We start from the raw sequence: 17,306 nt of genomic DNA, 5'->3' as shown, positions 1-17,306 counted from the left end.
GTCGTACAGAATCCCGAACGGGACATTGACGATACCGCGGTATTTACAACAACTCCGTCACTAAAATCAGGCCCACCCGGCCCTCATGGGTGGGCCGCAGGATGCCTAACGCGAAATAATCAGATGAATACCAAAACCGGCAAATAGCGTACCGGCAATACCGTCGATCCACTTCGCCATCCGCTGATAGCCGCGACGCATTCCCGGCAGCGCAAACAGGCTGGCAACCACCGTAAACCAGGCCAGCGTCTCCAGCACGATCAGCAGGAAAATGCCCCAGCGCACGCCTGAACTCACGTCATCTCCCACAAACAGCGAGAAAACGGAGCCAAAGTAGATAATCGCTTTTGGGTTAGCCAGGTTGGTCAGCAGCCCTTTCAGGAAGCTACGACCGCTACGCGCCAGCTCAACCTGAGGTTCCGCCGCCGCCTGGCTTTTCTTAAGCGCGCCACGCAACATCTGCAAGCCCATCCAGCACAGATACAACCCGCCGCCAACCATAACAATGGTGTGCAGCCAGGCCATCTTCTCGATGATCAGATTCAGGCCGAGCAGCGCAACGCCCGCCCACACCATGACGCCGCAGGTGATCCCCAGCACGCCCATCATCGCCTCCTTGCGGGAGCGACTGACAGCGGTTTGTGAGACAAAGAAGAAGTCCGGACCCGGACTCATCAGCGCAATGATATGCACCAGCGCCACGGTGAAGAAGAGAGTCAACATGATCGGCTCGCAGGAAAATAGTCAGAACAGAAACTATATTTGCACTTTTTCGCCTGGCTGACTACTCATCATCACCATCCACGTGACTGCGAATCAAAGCCATAAACGCTTTACCGAAACGCTCGAGTTTCCGCATGCCGACGCCGTTGATGCTAAGCATCTCACTGGCGCTAAGCGGCGTTTGCTCAGCCATCTCAATCAGCGTCGTGTCGTTAAACACCACATAGGGCGGAATATTCTCTTCATCAGCAATGGCTTTACGCAATTTACGCAGCTTAGCAAACAGCTTGCGATCGTAATTACCGCCAAAGGATTTCTGCATCGCCTTCGGCTTCAGCGCCACAATACGCGGTACCGCAAGCTGCAACGAAACGTCCCCGCGTAGCACCGGGCGGGCGGCTTCGGTAAGCTGTAGTGCGGAATGGCGGGCAATATTCTGCGTCACCAGCCCCAAATGGATAAGCTGGCGGATCACGCTGACCCAGTGTTCATGGCTCTGCTCGCGCCCGATACCATAGACCGGCAGCTTATCGTGCCCCATCTCGCGAATCCGCTGGTTATTAGCGCCGCGCAGCACGTCCACCACGTACCCCATACCGAAACGCTGATTCACGCGGTAAATCGTCGATAGCGCCTTACGCGCGTCCATTAAGCCGTCGTACTGTTTCGGCGGATCGAGGCAGATGTCGCAGTTGCCGCACGGCTCCTGACGCCCTTCACCAAAATAGTTGAGCAGTACCAGACGACGGCAGGTTTGCGCTTCAGCAAACGCCCCCATCGCGTTGAGCTTATGTCGCTCAATATCCTGCAATGGCCCGACGGGCTTCTCTTCAAGACAGCGCCTGAGCCACGCCATATCCGCCGGATCGTAAAACAACATCGCCTCGGCAGGCAGGCCATCACGCCCGGCGCGCCCGGTCTCCTGATAGTAGGATTCAATATTGCGGGGAATATCGAAATGCACCACAAAACGGACGTTCGGTTTGTTGATGCCCATCCCGAAGGCCACCGTCGCCACTACGATTTGCAGGTCGTCACGCTGGAACTTCTCCTGCACATTGGCGCGAATATTGTTTTCCAGACCGGCGTGATAGGCCGCTGCGCTGATCCCGCGGCTTTGCAAACGTGCGGCGGTATCTTCCACTTTCGAGCGGCTATTGCAGTAGATAATGCCCGACTTGCCGCGCTGCTCCTGCACATAACGCATCAGTTGATCCAGCGGTTTAAACTTTTCCATCAGCATATAGCGGATATTGGGACGGTCGAAGCTACTGACCTGAATCAGCGGATCGCTTAGCCCCAGCAGGCGGACAATATCGCGGCGGGTGGTGTCATCAGCGGTGGCGGTCAGCGCCATAAACGGGATCTGCGGGATCCGCTGACGCAGTTGTCCCAGAGCGGCGTATTCCGGGCGGAAATCGTGCCCCCACTGGGAAATACAGTGTGCCTCATCCACCGCCACCATCGCCAGATTCCAGTGCGTGAGATGCTCAAGGAAGTTATCCAGCATCAGACGTTCCGGGGCGATATACAGTAAGCGAATCTGCCCGCTGCGACAGCCCGCCATCACCTCCTGCTGCTGTTCGCGGCCCTGCGTTGAGTTCAGGCACGCCGCCGCCACGCCGTTGGCCAGCAGTTGATCGACCTGGTCTTTCATCAGCGAGATCAACGGTGACACCACAACGGTCAGGCCGCCCAGCACCAGCGCCGGAACCTGATAACACAGAGACTTTCCGCCGCCGGTCGGCATCACAACCAGACAATCCCGTCCGGCCAGGGCCGTATCAATAATGGTTTGCTGGCCGGGGCGAAACTGCTGGTAGCCAAAGGTTTGCTGTAAAACCTGCTTAGCCAGCGATTCGTGATTTAATACTTCCGCCTGCGCCACGTTGACCCCACATCCCAGAAAAGAAAACAGGCGCTATTTTCAGCGCCTGAGCAGCAGAGTGCAATGATTAAAACAGATCGTTGAGCATCACCCCAACGCCGACGCGAGTCTGATTAAAGTTATAATCAATGAGCGACTCACCATAACCGCTATAGACCTGCGTATAGACGCGCACATGTTTGGTTATCGGATAGCTCACCCCCAGCTCAGCGCCGCCATAGCCGGTATTCCAGTTATATTGCCCCTGTGCGCTGAAAATCGCATCACCCAGTTGATAGCCCACTTTCAGGCGGTAATAACCCATATATTTAGTGATATCCGGATTGTCGTCGGTGCTGCCAATAACGTACCAGGGCTTCACTTCCACCAGCCAGTTGCCGTTTTGCGCCATCAGCCGGGTATAGAGCCGGTTCCAGCTGCGGGAGGTGGGATCGGAACGACCATTAGAGTCGTGGTTATAACCCATCTCAACGTCACGGAGCGTCCAGCCGGCGAGCGTGTAGTCGGTCGCAAAACCGAGAAACAGCTGCGGCTCATAGTTGGTTTCACGAAACGGCGCGGATTCTTTGCTATTGGAGAGCTGCCACCAGGATTTTTGCGTGTAAGAGGCCCCCAGCAGCGAGTTATCGCCGAGGATCCCCCGCCACAGCGGAAATGCCAGGCTGAGCTGGAACTTCACTTCGTCTTTCCGCGCATTCTCAGCCCAGTCATAGCTGCGAATCGCCTCTTTGTTAAGATCGCTGGTCCACGTATAGAGCAGATAGTTGCTCTCATAGGGATAAAGTAAAAACGGATTATCATGGTCCTGCAACAGGTTAGCGATAATACTCCCACGAACGGCCGGAGTGTCATGAACCTGTTCATTCGCCGGCGCGTCCTGCGCCAGAACGCCGACCGGAAGCGCAACAAGCGCCAGCAGGCAGGCTAAAGAGATACGCATTGCTGTTCTCCTGGATGGATAATTATTATTTCTGTTTAACCCTGTCTGTATTCTACCTGGATTAGGCGCTTTCTGAGCCGTTATCTGTTCTTAAAGTAGAAATCAATATTTCAGAAGCATAAAATCAACATCTCGTTAACTTATGGGATGTTGTTATGTCTGAACTTACCGCCGATGCCGCTCTTAAGCTGGTGGGAGAAATCTTCGTTTATCATATGCCTTTTAATCGTGCTTTAGGGCTGGAACTGGAGCGCTATGAAAAAGAGTTTGCTCAACTTAGTTTTAACAACCAGCCGATGATGGTCGGCAACTGGGCACAAAGCATTTTACATGGCGGAGTGATCGCCTCAGCGCTGGATGTCGCCGCAGGGCTGGTCTGCGTAGGCAGTACGCTGACGCGCCACGACACCATCAATGAAGAAGAGCTGCGCCAGCGCCTGTCGCGGATGGGCACCATCGATCTACGGGTCGACTATCTGCGTCCGGGACGCGGAGAACGCTTTACCGCCACCAGCAGCCTGCTGCGCGCCGGTAACAAAGTGGCGGTCGCCCGTGTAGAGCTGCATAACGAAGAACAGGTTTATATCGCCAGCGCCACGGCAACGTATATGGTGGGTTGATTGCCATAAATCGAGTAACATCACTCTCTTTGGCAATGGATTTGTACTGATGGATGCGAAACAAACGCGGGTGGGGGTTCTGTTGGCTCTCGCCGCCTATCTTATTTGGGGTATCGCGCCTGCGTACTTCAAGCTTATCGACTATGTTCCCGCCGATGAAATTCTGACTCACCGCGTGATTTGGTCCTTCTTCTTCATGGTGGCGCTGATCAGCATCAGCCGCCAGTGGCCGCAGGTTAAAAAGCTGCTTAAAACGCCGAAAAAGGTGCTTCTGCTGGCGCTGTCCGCTGTGCTGGTAGGCGGTAACTGGCTGTTGTTTATCTGGGCGGTGAATAATCATCATATGCTGGAAGCCAGTCTTGGCTATTTTATAAATCCGCTGGTGAATATTCTGTTGGGAATGATCTTCCTTGGCGAGCGCTTTCGCCGGATGCAGTGGCTGGCAGTACTGCTGGCCGCATGCGGCGTTCTGGTGCAGCTCTGGACCTTTGGTTCGCTGCCGATAATCGCGCTCGGCCTGGCGTTCAGCTTCGCTTTTTATGGGCTGCTGCGTAAAAAAATCGCCGTTGATGCACAAACCGGGATGCTATTTGAAACCCTATGGCTGCTGCCCGTCGCCGCTGTTTATTTATTTGGCCTCGCCGATAGCCCGACCAGCCATATGGGGCAGAACCCATGGTCCCTGAACCTGCTGCTCATGGCGGCGGGTGTTGTCACGACCGTTCCACTGCTGTGCTTTACCGGCGCGGCGACACGTCTGCGTCTCTCCACCCTAGGATTTTTCCAGTATATCGGCCCAACGCTGATGTTCCTGCTGGCGGTGATGTTTTATGGCGAAGTGCCGGATGCGGATAAAATGGTGACCTTCGCCTTTATCTGGGTCGCGCTGGCGATCTTTGTGATGGATGCGGTTTACACAATACGCAGAACGCGTAGGCCATAATGAAAAAGGAACCGAAGCGCCTTTCAGGTGACAGGCAGGATGCGATCCGCCGCCATTGCCGGGCGGCGCTTCGCTTGCGCAGGCGAGCCAGGTGATATCTCGGGGCACATAGGTCGGGCAAGGCGACAGCCGCCACCCGGCTGAGACGTTAAACCGTCTTTCCTCGCGTCAAAAAGACTTTTTTACAGCCAGTTTTTACGCTTAAAGTACAGATACGGTGCCAGGCCCGCGAGCATCATAAAGACAATCGCCCCGGGATAGCCGAAGCTCCAGTGCAGCTCGGGCATAAACTCAAAGTTCATCCCGTAGCTGGAAGCCACCAGCGTCGGGGGCAGGAACACTACGGAAACCACCGAGAAGATCTTGATGATGCGGTTCTGTTCAATATTGATAAAGCCCATCGCCGCCTGCATCAGGAAGTTAACCTTCTGAAATAACGATTCATTATGCGGCAGCAGGGATTCGATATCGCGCAGGATTTCACGCGCCTGTTCCAGTTGGCCAGTGGGTAAGCGCGCTTTGCGCACGAGGAAGTTCAGCGCCCGCTGGGTATCCATCAGACACAAGCGAACTTTCCAGCCGATATCTTCCTGCTCCGCCAGCGTAGAGAGCGCTTCGTCATAATCATCGCCCTGGCGGCCTTCCATAATCACCCGGCTGAGCTTTTCCAGATCGCTGTAAATGTTTTCAATTTCATCTGCCAGCTGTTCAATTTTGGTTTCGAACAGGTCGAGCAGCAGCTCGTAAGCATTACCGTCAACCATTGCCTGGCTGCGGGCACGCATGCGGTACAGACGGAAAGCAGGCAACTCTCGCTCGCGCAACGTAAACAGTCGCCCTTCGCGGATAGTAAACGCCACGGTGGAGTTACCGGCGTGATCCTCTGCATCTTCGAAGAAGAAAAACGAGTGGATATGCAGGCCGTCTTCGTCCTCAAAGAAACGCGCTGACGCTTCGATATCTTCCAGTTCCGGACGAGTCGCCAGGTTCTGGCCCAGTTCCGTTTGCACGCGGCTTCGTTCATCGTCATCAGGCTCGACAAGATCGACCCACACCGAACTGGCGAGGTGCTTGATCTCATCGGCTTCCAGGCGCGTTAAACGATTATTTTCCAGTTGAAATGCGCTCAGCATGACCGGGACTCCCAATGCAAAAAATTATTGGACAGTTCGTATGGGCACACAGAAACAATTTAGGTTTCAGACCATTAAGCCTGACTCAGCGCGACGGGAATAGAACGAGTCGCCGACAACCGCTAAGGCTATCAGCATAAGAGGATAGCCTTAGGAGTTGTTCCTGATGGGCAGGAAATTGAGCCAGCATCTACTGGGTGTGTCCAAGGCGAATGTCCTCTTAGCGTAATCGTGCGCGCATGTTACGCCAGCGCAAAAACGGCGTCAACACGCAACGGAACGCTTAAGAAAAAATCAGTCTCCTTAAGATATAAAGAGAGAAAAATATTACAAAATAATGATATTTTTCTTAACGTTATACTGTTTCCAGCCGGGCATAAGCGGCAACCAGCCATTTAATCCCTTGCCCCTGAAATGCAACCTGTAGCCGACTGTGTTCGCCGCTGCCTTCGAGATTGACAATGGTGCCCTCGCCAAACTTCGCGTGGCGCACCCGCTGGCCCAGTTTATAGCCGGTATCGTTTTCCGCCATCGGCGTTCCCATACGCTGATGGCTGACGGGACGGCTCACCGTCGCCCGCAGCCGTACCTCTTCCACGCACGATTCCGGCAGTTCGCCGATAAAGCGCGACGGGCGATGATAAACCTCTTTGCCATACAGGCGGCGGGTTTCCGCGTAGGTCAGGGTCAGCTTCTGCATCGCGCGGGTCACGCCAACGTAGGCCAGACGGCGCTCCTCTTCCAGACGCCCGCCTTCATCAAGCGCCATCTGACTCGGGAACATGCCTTCTTCCACACCGACGATAAACACCTGCGGAAACTCCAGCCCTTTCGCTGAGTGCAGGGTCATCAGTTGTACCGCGTCCTGCCAGGTATCCGCCTGCCCTTCGCCCGCTTCCAGCGCGGCGTGGGAAAGAAACGCCTGTAGCGGCATGAGATCTTCGTCTTCTTCGTTGTAGCTGAACTGACGCGTTGCCGTCACCAGTTCCTCTAAGTTTTCGATACGCGTCTGGCCTTTCTCGCCTTTCTCCTGCTCGTACATCATGCGCAGGCCGGAATCTTTAATCACCCGGTCAGTCTGTACATGCAGCGGCATATCGGCGGTTTCCTGCGCTAACGCGTCAATCAGCTCCATAAAACGCTGCAGCGCACTGGCGGCGCGCCCGGCGAGCACTTTATCTTTTAACAGCTCACGACAGGCCTGCCACAGCGTCAGTTGACGATCGCGCGAGGTCTGGCGCACCACATCAAGGGTACGATCGCCGATGCCGCGCGTTGGGGTATTCACCACCCGCTCAAACGCCGCATCGTCATTGCGGTTAGCGATCAGACGAAGATAAGAGAGCGCATCTTTGATCTCCTGACGTTCAAAGAAGCGCATGCCGCCATAAATACGGTACGGCATGCTGGCCTGCAGTAGCGCTTCTTCCAGCACGCGCGACTGGGCGTTGCTGCGATACAGAATCGCACACTGCTCCAGCGCCCCGCCGTTCTCCTGCCAGGTTTTGATGCGGTTGACGACAAAACGCGCCTCATCAAGATCGTTAAACGCACAGTAAAGTGAAATCGGCTCGCCGTCGGCGCCGTCGGTCCACAGCTTTTTGCCCAGACGCCCGCTGTTGTTCTCAATCAGGGCGTTCGCCGCGCTAAGGATATTACTGGTCGAACGATAGTTTTGCTCCAGACGAATAGTTTCCGCGCCGGGGAAGTCTTTGAGGAAGCGCTGGATGTTTTCCACCTGCGCGCCGCGCCAGCCGTAAATAGACTGGTCATCATCGCCGACGATCATCACTTTACCAGTGTCGCCCGCCAGCAGGCGGATCCACGCGTACTGAATATTGTTGGTATCCTGGAATTCGTCCACCAGGATATTGCTAAAACGCTCACGATAGTGCTGAAGGATATGCGGCTTATTCAGCCACAGTTCGTGCGCACGCAGCAGCAACTCGGCGAAGTCCACCAGCCCGGCGCGATCGCAGGCTTCCTGATAGGCCTGATAGACCTTCTGCCAGGTTTGCTCAACCGGGTTGCCGTAGCTTTGAATATGATGCGGACGCAGACCTTCGTCCTTCTGGCTATTGATGTACCACATCGCCTGACGCGGCGGCCACTGCTTCTCATCAAGATTCATGGCCTTAATCAGGCGCTTGAGCAAGCGCAACTGGTCTTCGCTGTCGAGGATCTGGAAATCCTGGGGCAGATTCGCGTCGAGGTGATGAGCGCGTAGCAGACGATGCGCCAGCCCGTGAAAAGTACCGACCCACATTCCCCCCTGAGAGGTCCCCATCAGTTGACCAATACGCTGGCGCATTTCCGCCGCTGCTTTGTTGGTAAAAGTCACTGCCATAATGGAATAAGGGGAACAGTTCTCGACGCTCAACAACCAGGCAATACGGTGTACCAGCACCCGCGTCTTACCGCTGCCCGCCCCGGCCAGAACCAGCATGTTAGTGCGTGATGCCGCAACGGCTTCACGCTGTTTGTCATTGAGGCTGTCGAGCAGGTAAGAAACGTCCATTGGCACCGCCGGAAATAAAGGGGTTCCACGAACCCCTGTTAATATATACAGAGTTACTGGTGATTATATCAGCGAGGTCAGAGATGCCAACCGTGAAATTTCGATGTGCGGCAGCAGGCGGCTGTCGGGGGTATGCATCAGATCTGCGTCCAGCGGCCTGATCCAGCATGCCTGCATTCCGCAGCGAACCGACCCGGCCACATCGGTAGTCAAATCATCGCCAACGTGCAAAATCTGCTCCAGCGGCAGTTCCAGCCGCTGCGCCGCCAAATGATACATATCGGCAAACGGTTTAGAACGCCCATCCGGGCCCGCGCGCAGCACAAAGCGGAAGTAGTCGCTCAGCCCAAAGAGCTCCGGCTGAGCATTACCGTTGGTAATCGCCACCAGCGGCCACTTTTCAGCCAGCTTCGCCAGCGTATCATGCGTCTCTTGCGGAACATCAATCATGCTGCGCCAGTGGGCAAAGTTAGCCATCGCTTGATCCGCTCCCGCTTTCGCCTGCGCCGCAGAAAGCCCAACATTGCGCATCCCCAGCTCCAGTGCGCACCGCCGCCACTCGGTGACATCATGGTAAATATCCGGCTCTGATGCCAGCAGCGTCTGGCGCAGTTGGTTCAACTGGCTGGCGTCAAATTTGCTCAGCAGGGGGTGATAGCTGCGCACAAAGCTCAGCGACTCATGCAGGGTCCGGTCAATCACCGGGCGGTTGTCATAAAGGGTATCGTCCAGGTCAAACGTCAGTGCTGAAATCTGGCCCAGAGGCCGGTAAAAACGCATTATTTCCCCCGTTTGGCACGCGGATGTGCCGCATCGTACACTGCGGCAAGGTGTTGAAAATCAAGATGGGTATAGATTTGGGTGGTGGAGAGGTTGGCATGGCCCAACAGCTCTTGCACCCCGCGCAGGTCGCCACTCGATTCCAGCATATGGGTGGCGAATGAGTGGCGCAGTTTATGCGGATGTACGTGGCTATTCAGACCTTGTTTAATGCCCCATTCGGCAAAGCGTTTCTGCACGTTACGTGCTGAAATACGCTTGCCCAGTTTAGAGAGGAACAGGGCGTCATCATCCGTACCGAACAGGCCGCGCAGATCGAGCCAGTGCTCAATCCATAGCACCGCATTGCGGCCAATCGGCAGGCGGCGCTCTTTACTGCCTTTCCCCGTTACCCACACTTCGCCAGATTCCAGGTCAAGATGCCTGATATCGAGATTGATCAGTTCCGAAAGACGCAGCCCCGCGCCGTACATCACTTCCAGCATCGCCCGGTCGCGCACCGCCAGCGGATCGTTAAGATCGATATCCAGCAGCCGGTTAACGTCGTCTACGTCGATATTTTTCGGTAAATGGCGTGGTGTTTTCGGCGCGGAAATGCCCTTCGCCGGGTTAGCCGCCAGTTCGCCCTGGCTCACCAGCCAGTCAAAGAAGCTGCGTAAAGCGGAGAGACGTAACGCCAGACTGGCTGGTCCCAACCCCTGACGACGACTACGTGTCGCCAGGCTGCGAACCTGAGCGGCATCGCACTGCCGCCAGCTTTTAAGCCCGGCGCTTTCCGCCAGCGCGATAAGCACATCCAGTTGACGCCGGTAGTTCAGCAGCGTTATCGGGCTAAGCTGGCGCTCTACGCCGAGATAGCGTAAAAAACGCGCGACGGATTCATACAGAGGTGAGTCGGTCATGCGCGTTCAATCCAGCGCTCCAGTAAGCCCGGGAGCATGGCCGCAATTTCCTGCAGCAGCTGTGTACCCTGCCCTTGCTGATAGTGCTGAGGATCGCGACTGCTGAACAACATCACGCCTGGCGCTTCATCGCCACCCAGCAGCGACATCGCCACCGAGCCAACGGCTTTCGCTTCCGGCAACACCACCAGCAGTTCCGGACCATTTAAAGGGCCAAGATAATGCCGTTGCTGCCCAAGACGCTGGATGCGGATGGATTCAAACGCCTGACGGTTTATCGCCAGATGGGTAAATTTGGATGGTGCGCCAAGGCGCCAGCTATCGGGAAACAGGCGCACCGTCGCCCCCGCCAGCCCCAGTTCGCGCGCCCAGCGATGCAACCGGTTAAGCATTTCATCAAGGCTGTCAGCCGCCGCCAGACGCGTTTGCAGATGAAACAGGCGCTGAAACAGGCTTTCGTTAGCCGTTGCCTGCTCCATTAACAGCGTCATGTTCTCTTCCAGCACATTGATATGATTCCGCGCCCGCGCCATATGCCATTCCACCAGCGAGACCGAACCACGCACCGGATGTGGAACAGACATGTGCTCCACCAGCGCTGCATTACGAATAAAGAATTCAGGATGTTGCAACAGATAATCCACCACTGCGCGATCGTTGAGCTCACTGGTGATTTCCTGCTGTTCTTCCCCGATTTGTTTCATAAATGAATAAATCCGTCATAGACATGTGCCGCCGGGCCAGTCATAAATAACGGTTGACCCGGGCCTTTCCAGGCGATATCAAGACGCCCGCCGGGTAACTCCACCCGTACCTCTTCGCCCAGTAATCCCTGCTGGATCCCTATCGCCACTGCCGCACAGGCGCCGCTTCCGCAGGCCTGCGTTTCACCCGCGCCGCGCTCGTACACGCGCAGACGGATATGGGAACGGCTGACCACCTGCATAAAGCCGATGTTCGCCCGTTCCGGAAAACGTTCGTGGTTTTCCATCACCGGGCCAAGCGTTTCCACCATCGCGGTTTCCACATCATCGACCTCAATAACGCAGTGTGGGTTACCCATTGACACCACGCCGCACAATACTGTCTGTTCCGCGGCACGCATAATATAGGTCTTTTCCGCTTTGTTTGCGCGGAATGGCACCTGCGACGGCTCGAAGTTCGGTTCGCCCATATTGACGCGCACCAGATCATCTTCCGTTACGCTTAATAGCATACGGCCATTCGACGTGCTGACGCGGATGTCACGTTTATTGGTCAGGCCTTTCAGACGCACAAAACGGGCAAAACAGCGCGCACCGTTACCACACTGGGCCACTTCGCTACCGTCGGCGTTGAAGATACGATAATGAAAATCAAGCTCAGGATCGTAAGGCGGCTCAACAATCAGCAGTTGATCAAACCCCACGCCAAGATGCCGATCCGCCAGGCGGCGAATCAGTTCCGGTGAGAAGAAAACATTCTGTGTTACCGCGTCAACAACCATAAAGTCGTTGCCAAGGCCATGCATTTTAGAGAACTGCATCATCTACTCCAGCTACGCGGAACTGTCAGTAATTCACTTGAGTCGGGCCATCGCTATCGCCGCGATCGTTTCGATCCGGCGTAGAGCTCTGAATACCGCTATCAACCGGTTTGGTTGGCAGAGATGCCGTTTTTTCCGCTGGTGGGAAATACAGCGGCCCTTTCAGGCCACAGCCAGCGAGGCTGCAGGCCGCAACTAAAACGGCAAGCACAGGGAAAACGTTTTTCATGGATAGTTGCCCGTCATTCATTCTTTCTGCTTTCTATCATCGCAGGAGAAGACGTAAAAGCAAGCGTTTAGCATCCCACTGCGCGCGCTTTTGTTTCGCGGTATACTGCCGCCACGATCAAAAAAGCGGGACAGAACCATGAACGACAGTGAATTCCATCGCCTGGCCGATACCCTGTGGATGACCATCGAAGAACGTCTGGACGACTGGGATGGCGACAGCGATATCGACTGTGAAATCAACGGCGGCGTGCTGACTATCAGTTTTGAAAACGGCAGCAAAATCATTATCAACCGTCAGGAGCCGTTGCATCAGGTGTGGCTGGCGACCAAACAAGGCGGCTACCATTTCGACTTAAAAGATGATGAGTGGATCTGCGACCGCAGCGGCGAAACCTTCTGGGATCTGCTGGAGCAAGCGGCGACAAATCAGGCTGGCGAAACGGTGAATTTTCGCTAACGGCGCGCGCGATGTAATTTTCCCGGATTGCGGCTAATGTCTTATCCGGGCTTGTACGACCAGACGGATTCAGGAGTAGTGCTGCAACATCTGCGGCGTTGCAGGATCCTGACTTGCAGGAATGGTCGCGGCGGCAATCACCTGGCTGCGGAACGGAATCACCTGCTCCCGGCCATCGATGTCGACAATCTGGTAGAACTGCGGCAGGTTAAAGTTAATAAAGCTGGAACCATAGGTAAAGCGATCGTGCGATGACGAGTAGAAGCGGCTAACATCGCGCACCAGATCTTCTTTACTGCCTTCACAATGGTGGTAGACCTCTGCGCGGTTGCTCTCATCAAGAATATAGATGTTGAACCCGCTGTCGTTATCCGCATCTTCAAAGAAAAACTGAATAATCCCTTCGCTGGCAAAACCATCCACCACCTGCGGTAGCCTGACGTGGTTGGTCTCCACCTGTACCGACAGCCCATGCAGTTTGTTATGCGAAATAGCGCCATAAAACTCAATAGCGTTCTCCAGCTTCTGTACCGAGACATTAAGACGCTCGAAGAACAATCCCCAGGTCTGCCCGGAAACGCGCAGCGCTTTAAAGCGACCGGTATCCTGGCGGGTGCTGGAAAGACGCAGCTCGATACACTCGGAAACCATCTGCTGCACGCGGGTACGAATTAATCCACGCAGATGTTGGCTATAGCAGAACACTTCGACGCTATCCGGCGGCGCGGCGTCCTGATGCATTTTACCAAGAATGGTTTTCAGCGCTTCAATCATCGCCTGCTCGCCGTTGAAGTGCAGGGTTCGGACTTCATTCCACGAATTACGATAGAGCAGATCAACACTGCCAATCAGGCATTTTTGCTCTTCGCCGAAGCTGAAAACATCCAGCTTGCGGAAGTCAAAATGCACCACCTGGTTGCGAAACGCGACCGTCGGGTCATATTCCAGGTTGACGATAATCGCCAGATGACGAATTTCGCATGGGCTGTACAACGCTTTCGGCGTCGGAGAAGGCAGGCGCAGCGGGAAATGGTGCGACACATCGGCCACCATCTCCTGCAATTTCGCCAGATCGACAATACTGTTGCCCTTAATAAACAGGCGAGTTCGCGACGTCAGGAGGCCGTTAAACCAGGCCCAGGCCACCAGTTTATTAAGATAACGGTTATATTCCAGCGGCTGATGACTGATGATTGAATCCATATCCGGCGCGCGGTTATAGATATACCAACCGGTGCGGTTGGCCCGGCCCGGCGGCACGTGGATAAAGGTCAGATTAGGCTCAGATAAATCCGGCGAAATTTGCGGGTTCACCAGCGTTACTTTGCCCGGCAACGCTTCAAATGCAGCATACAGTTTGCGCGTCAGTACGCCGATATCCTGTGGGCTGGCGGAAACGCTCAGGTTATTGCGCCGCGCAAAACGAATCAGATTACGATAGCTCTGCATCATCGCATCAAGCAACTCGTTATGCGCTTTGCGTACTTCGTCAATTTTCCAGTTAGCCCGATTGTCGAGCATCATTAAACGCTTGTCATCCCAGCCCCATTCGTTCACCAGCTGACTCAGCACTTCGCGACGCCAGCCGACGCAGGCGCGCTCCCGGCTCAGCTTCTCGCAAACTTTCAGGTAGAAACATCGACGCACCAGATCGAGGCGCGTTTCGTCTTCAATGGCCTGCAGATAGAGCGTCACGCGCTCCAGCATCATGCAGTAAGGATCGAGGCCAAATGACACGATCTCGCCATCATGCAGACGTTGCTTGATATCTTTCGCCAACAGGCGGTTATTGGGATATTCCCAGGAGTACGCTTCCAGCAGCAGCGTCTTCAGCACCGCCTTATAGGGCGAGTCGATGCTTTTATACAACTGCCAGAGGCTGGCGCCGAAGTACTCTTCCGCCGACAGCGAACTCAGGCCGCCGAGATCCAGCCATTCATTTGGCGTCAGCACCCCCTGCGCATAGAGGCTCATGACGTAATCGTCGTAATGCTCTTCTTCCTCGCATGGCACCATATTCCACAATATACGCTTCCCGGCAAGGCGCACTGCGGTGCGATAAAACTCATCCAGCAGCAGAATATGCTGGGTGGAACCGCAGTCTTCCCCTCCCAGACTACCGCTTTCATTATGGCGGAAGCGGTTTTCGTCGATCAGGAAGAAACTCACCTCAACCCCCAGCGACGCCGCCCAACTTTCCAGCAGGCTGCATTTACGCTGTAGCAACTGGCGCTCTTCGTTATCCAGCCAGGACTGGTGGCAAACCCAGATATCAAGGTCGGAAGAACAGCTTTGACCGACGGAAGAAGTACTGCCCATGGAGTAGAGGCCGGTAATCGGCAGTTCGCCTTTCGGCGGTTCCTGGGCCAGCATGCCACGATGGAGTTCAAGTTCGTCAAGGTAGTGGCGTTGGGTTTCATCAGGCGTGTAGAGGCAAATGCCGCGGGGAACGTTACCGTCAAGGTAACCCGGCATCAGCGGATGATGATAATGTAATAGTGTCGGCAGTAGACTGTAAACCTGCTGGAAAGCAGGTCCCATAGCAGCAAGGGCGCGATCCACGCGCAATTGGTTGATGGCATCCAGTCTCTGTTTCAGTGTCTCAATATAGAGGTACAAGACATATCGCCTGATGTTCAAAAACCCGACGTACAATAGTACGGAGAGTTTCAGTATTTCAACAAAAACCGTCACCATTCGTCGTCGGTGGGGTTGTGATGAACTGCGGACTGACAAATGGTTTAAAACGTGATCAATCTAACACCTTGCGGATTGACCGTAAAGAAAGATGCGCTACATACCAGTGTAGCACCCTTTACTACATGTAAATTCTTCGCTACGTATGTGGCAACCAGCAAACGCATGAAAGGCTAAAAAAAGATGGCCGCGCCCCTTACGCCACAAAACTAACATCCCTAAGACAACAATGTTAGGATGGTCAGTGGTCGACGATGACGGTAACAAGCATGTTAGACAAAGTTTTGAGAATTGCCACACGGCAAAGCCCGCTTGCGCTATGGCAAGCACATTATGTGAAAGAACGTCTGGAGTCCTGCCATCCGGGGCTTTCCGTTGAACTGGTGCCAATGGTCACCCGCGGTGACGTGATCCTTGATACCCCTCTTGCAAAAGTAGGTGGCAAGGGTCTGTTTGTGAAAGAGCTGGAACTGGCTATGCTGGAAAATCGCGCCGATATCGCGGTTCATTCCATGAAAGACGTGCCGGTGGCGTTTCCGGAAGGGCTGGGACTGGTCACCATTTGCGAACGCGGAGATCCGCGCGATGCGTTTGTCTCTAATCACTATGCTTCCCTTGATGACCTGCCGCATGGCAGCATCGTGGGCACCTCAAGTTTGCGCCGTCAGTGCCAGTTGGCTGCGGAGCGGCCGGATCTGACGATCCGTTCCCTGCGCGGCAATGTGGGCACGCGTCTGGGGAAACTCGATAGCGGTGAGTATGACGCCATTATTCTTGCTGCTGCCGGGCTTAAACGCCTGAAGCTGGAGGAGCGTATTCGTCAACCGTTGACGCCGGAACAGTCGCTACCGGCTGTCGGTCAGGGCGCAGTCGGTATCGAATGTCGCCTTGATGACGAATGGACAAAAGCGTTGCTGGCGCCGCTCGACCATACGGAAACGGCAATACGCGTGCGGGCAGAACGAGCAATGAATACCCGTCTTGAAGGTGGTTGCCAGGTGCCTATCGGCAGCTACGCCGAGCTTATCGACGGCGAGCTGTGGCTACGCGCGCTAGTCGGCATGCCGGATGGCTCGCAGGTAGTACGCGGCGAGCGGCGCGGTCGACCGCAAGATGCCGAAACCCTCGGCGTCTCCCTTGCCGAAGAGCTTCTGGAAAATGGCGCTCGTGACATTCTCGCCGTCGTTTACGCAGGAGAAGCACCGCAATGAGTATCCTGGTCACCCGTCCGCTACCGCAAGGCGAAGAGTTAGTTAGCCGCCTGCGCGCGCTGGGACGCGTGGCGTGGAGCTTTCCACTCATTGAGTTTACGCCGGGTCGCCAGCTCCGGGAACTGGGCGGCAAGCTGGCAAGTCTTGAGGCGGGTGACTTACTCTTCGCGCTCTCACAGCACGCCGTTGAGTTTGCTCATTCTCACCTCCAGCAACAGGGGGGGCTCTGGCCCTCTGCACCCGATTATTTTGCAATTGGTCGCACTACCGCGCTGGCCCTGCACAAAGTCAGCAGTCATGATATTCGCTATCCGTTAGATCGGGAAATCAGCGAAGTCTTGCTACAATTACCTGAATTACAAAATATTGCGGGTAAAAAAGCCGTCATCCTTCGTGGAAACGGCGGACGGGAACTACTCGGTGACACTCTCCGTGAACGCGGAGCGCATGTCACTTTTTGTGAATGTTATCAACGTAGTGCAAGGCACTATGATGGCGCAGAAGAAGCAATGCGCTGGCAGTCTCGCGGGGTGTCGACGCTGGTGGTTACCAGCGGCGAGATGCTGCAGCAGCTCTGGACGCTCATACCGCAGTGGTATCGTGAACATTGGCTCCTTAGCTGTCGCATTTTAGTTGTCAGTGAACGCCTGGCCGAACAGGCCAGGGAACTGGGCTGGCAGGATATCCAGGTTGCCGATAGCGCCGACAACGATGCGCTGCTACGCGCATTACAATAAC

General features: G+C 55.1%; 17 protein-coding genes. 5 read left to right on the top strand and 12 right to left on the bottom strand.

The genetic code is table 11. From position 1 onward, the window contains the following. Positions 1-105 precede the first annotated feature (105 nt). The 3 genes from rhtC to pldA all read right to left on the bottom strand — a co-directional run bounded on the left by rhtC (position 106) and on the right by pldA (position 3,551). Positions 106-723, bottom strand: a complete 618-nt coding sequence (gene rhtC / locus ABK821_RS20605) for a threonine export protein RhtC (protein ID WP_138362098.1) — start codon at positions 721-723, stop codon at positions 106-108. Positions 724-784: 61 nt separating this feature from the next. Next, a complete protein-coding gene (gene recQ, locus ABK821_RS20600; RefSeq protein WP_138362097.1) occupies positions 785-2,611 on the bottom strand; it encodes an ATP-dependent DNA helicase RecQ in 1,827 nt (608 codons plus the stop codon). Positions 2,612-2,678: 67 nt separating this feature from the next. Further along, positions 2,679-3,551, bottom strand: a complete 873-nt coding sequence (gene pldA, locus ABK821_RS20595) for a phospholipase A (RefSeq protein WP_138362096.1) — start codon at positions 3,549-3,551, stop codon at positions 2,679-2,681. 155 nt (positions 3,552-3,706) lie between these two features. Here pldA and yigI point away from each other — a divergent pair, with 155 nt between their 5' ends. Next, positions 3,707-4,171 (top strand): acyl-CoA thioesterase YigI, encoded by a 465-nt coding sequence (gene yigI / locus ABK821_RS20590; protein WP_138362095.1) that lies wholly within the window; start codon positions 3,707-3,709, stop codon positions 4,169-4,171. Between the two features lie 49 nt (positions 4,172-4,220). Continuing rightward, positions 4,221-5,114 (top strand): EamA family transporter RarD, encoded by an 894-nt coding sequence (rarD, locus tag ABK821_RS20585; protein ID WP_138362094.1) that lies wholly within the window; start codon positions 4,221-4,223, stop codon positions 5,112-5,114. 182 nt (positions 5,115-5,296) lie between these two features. On the opposite strand, the gene corA is transcribed toward rarD, so the two are convergent. The 8 genes from corA to ABK821_RS20545 all read right to left on the bottom strand — a co-directional run bounded on the left by corA (position 5,297) and on the right by ABK821_RS20545 (position 12,201). Then, a complete protein-coding gene (gene corA, locus ABK821_RS20580) occupies positions 5,297-6,247 on the bottom strand; it encodes a magnesium/cobalt transporter CorA (protein ID WP_138362093.1) in 951 nt (316 codons plus the stop codon). Positions 6,248-6,397: 150 nt separating this feature from the next. Then, entirely contained in the window at positions 6,398-6,454 is a 57-nt protein-coding gene (gene ysgD, locus ABK821_RS20575; RefSeq protein ID WP_349817343.1) for a YsgD/CorL family protein, read from the bottom strand. Between the two features lie 148 nt (positions 6,455-6,602). Then, positions 6,603-8,765, bottom strand: a complete 2,163-nt coding sequence (gene uvrD, locus ABK821_RS20570) for a DNA helicase II (protein WP_138362092.1) — start codon at positions 8,763-8,765, stop codon at positions 6,603-6,605. A gap of 63 nt (positions 8,766-8,828) precedes the next feature. Next, on the bottom strand, positions 8,829-9,545 hold the full coding sequence (yigB, locus tag ABK821_RS20565) for a 5-amino-6-(5-phospho-D-ribitylamino)uracil phosphatase YigB (RefSeq protein ID WP_343178635.1): 717 nt from the start codon (positions 9,543-9,545) through the stop codon (positions 8,829-8,831). Continuing rightward, positions 9,545-10,447 (bottom strand): tyrosine recombinase XerC, encoded by a 903-nt coding sequence (gene xerC / locus ABK821_RS20560; protein ID WP_142503258.1) that lies wholly within the window; start codon positions 10,445-10,447, stop codon positions 9,545-9,547. The genes yigB and xerC overlap by 1 nt, the downstream gene beginning before the upstream one ends. Further along, positions 10,444-11,151, bottom strand: a complete 708-nt coding sequence (locus ABK821_RS20555) for a DUF484 domain-containing protein (RefSeq protein WP_138362089.1) — start codon at positions 11,149-11,151, stop codon at positions 10,444-10,446. The genes xerC and ABK821_RS20555 overlap by 4 nt, the downstream gene beginning before the upstream one ends. Next, complete coding sequence (gene dapF / locus ABK821_RS20550) at positions 11,148-11,972, bottom strand: diaminopimelate epimerase (protein WP_138362130.1); 825 nt, start codon at positions 11,970-11,972, stop codon at positions 11,148-11,150. Before dapF ends, ABK821_RS20555 begins: the two co-directional genes overlap by 4 nt. A 25-nt stretch (positions 11,973-11,997) precedes the next feature. Then, positions 11,998-12,201, bottom strand: coding sequence for a lipoprotein (locus ABK821_RS20545; RefSeq protein WP_343178636.1), 204 nt, complete (start codon positions 12,199-12,201; stop codon positions 11,998-12,000). Positions 12,202-12,339: 138 nt separating this feature from the next. On the opposite strand from ABK821_RS20545, the gene cyaY reads away from it, so the two are divergent. Next, a complete protein-coding gene (gene cyaY, locus ABK821_RS20540) occupies positions 12,340-12,660 on the top strand; it encodes an iron donor protein CyaY (RefSeq protein ID WP_138362087.1) in 321 nt (106 codons plus the stop codon). Between the two features lie 69 nt (positions 12,661-12,729). On the opposite strand, the gene cyaA is transcribed toward cyaY, so the two are convergent. Further along, the gene (cyaA, locus tag ABK821_RS20535; protein ID WP_138362086.1) at positions 12,730-15,279 is read right to left on the bottom strand and encodes a class I adenylate cyclase; all 2,550 of its coding nucleotides are present in this window, start codon (positions 15,277-15,279) and stop codon (positions 12,730-12,732) included. 347 nt (positions 15,280-15,626) lie between these two features. Here cyaA and hemC point away from each other — a divergent pair, with 347 nt between their 5' ends. Both hemC and hemD read left to right on the top strand, forming a co-directional pair. After that, positions 15,627-16,568 carry a hydroxymethylbilane synthase gene (gene hemC, locus ABK821_RS20530; protein WP_343178637.1) on the top strand — a complete coding sequence of 314 codons (942 nt, stop codon included), beginning with the start codon at positions 15,627-15,629 and terminating at the stop codon, positions 16,566-16,568. After that, the gene (gene hemD / locus ABK821_RS20525) at positions 16,565-17,305 is read left to right on the top strand and encodes a uroporphyrinogen-III synthase (RefSeq protein WP_138362084.1); all 741 of its coding nucleotides are present in this window, start codon (positions 16,565-16,567) and stop codon (positions 17,303-17,305) included. The genes hemC and hemD overlap by 4 nt, the downstream gene beginning before the upstream one ends. Position 17,306 lies beyond the last annotated feature (1 nt).

The sequence above is a fragment of the Klebsiella sp. KE9456 genome (assembly GCF_043832615.1).
GTDB lineage: Bacteria > Pseudomonadota > Gammaproteobacteria > Enterobacterales > Enterobacteriaceae > Klebsiella > Klebsiella indica.
Note: the sequence above shows the minus strand (reverse complement) of the source record. Positions and strands in the feature narration are given on the sequence as shown.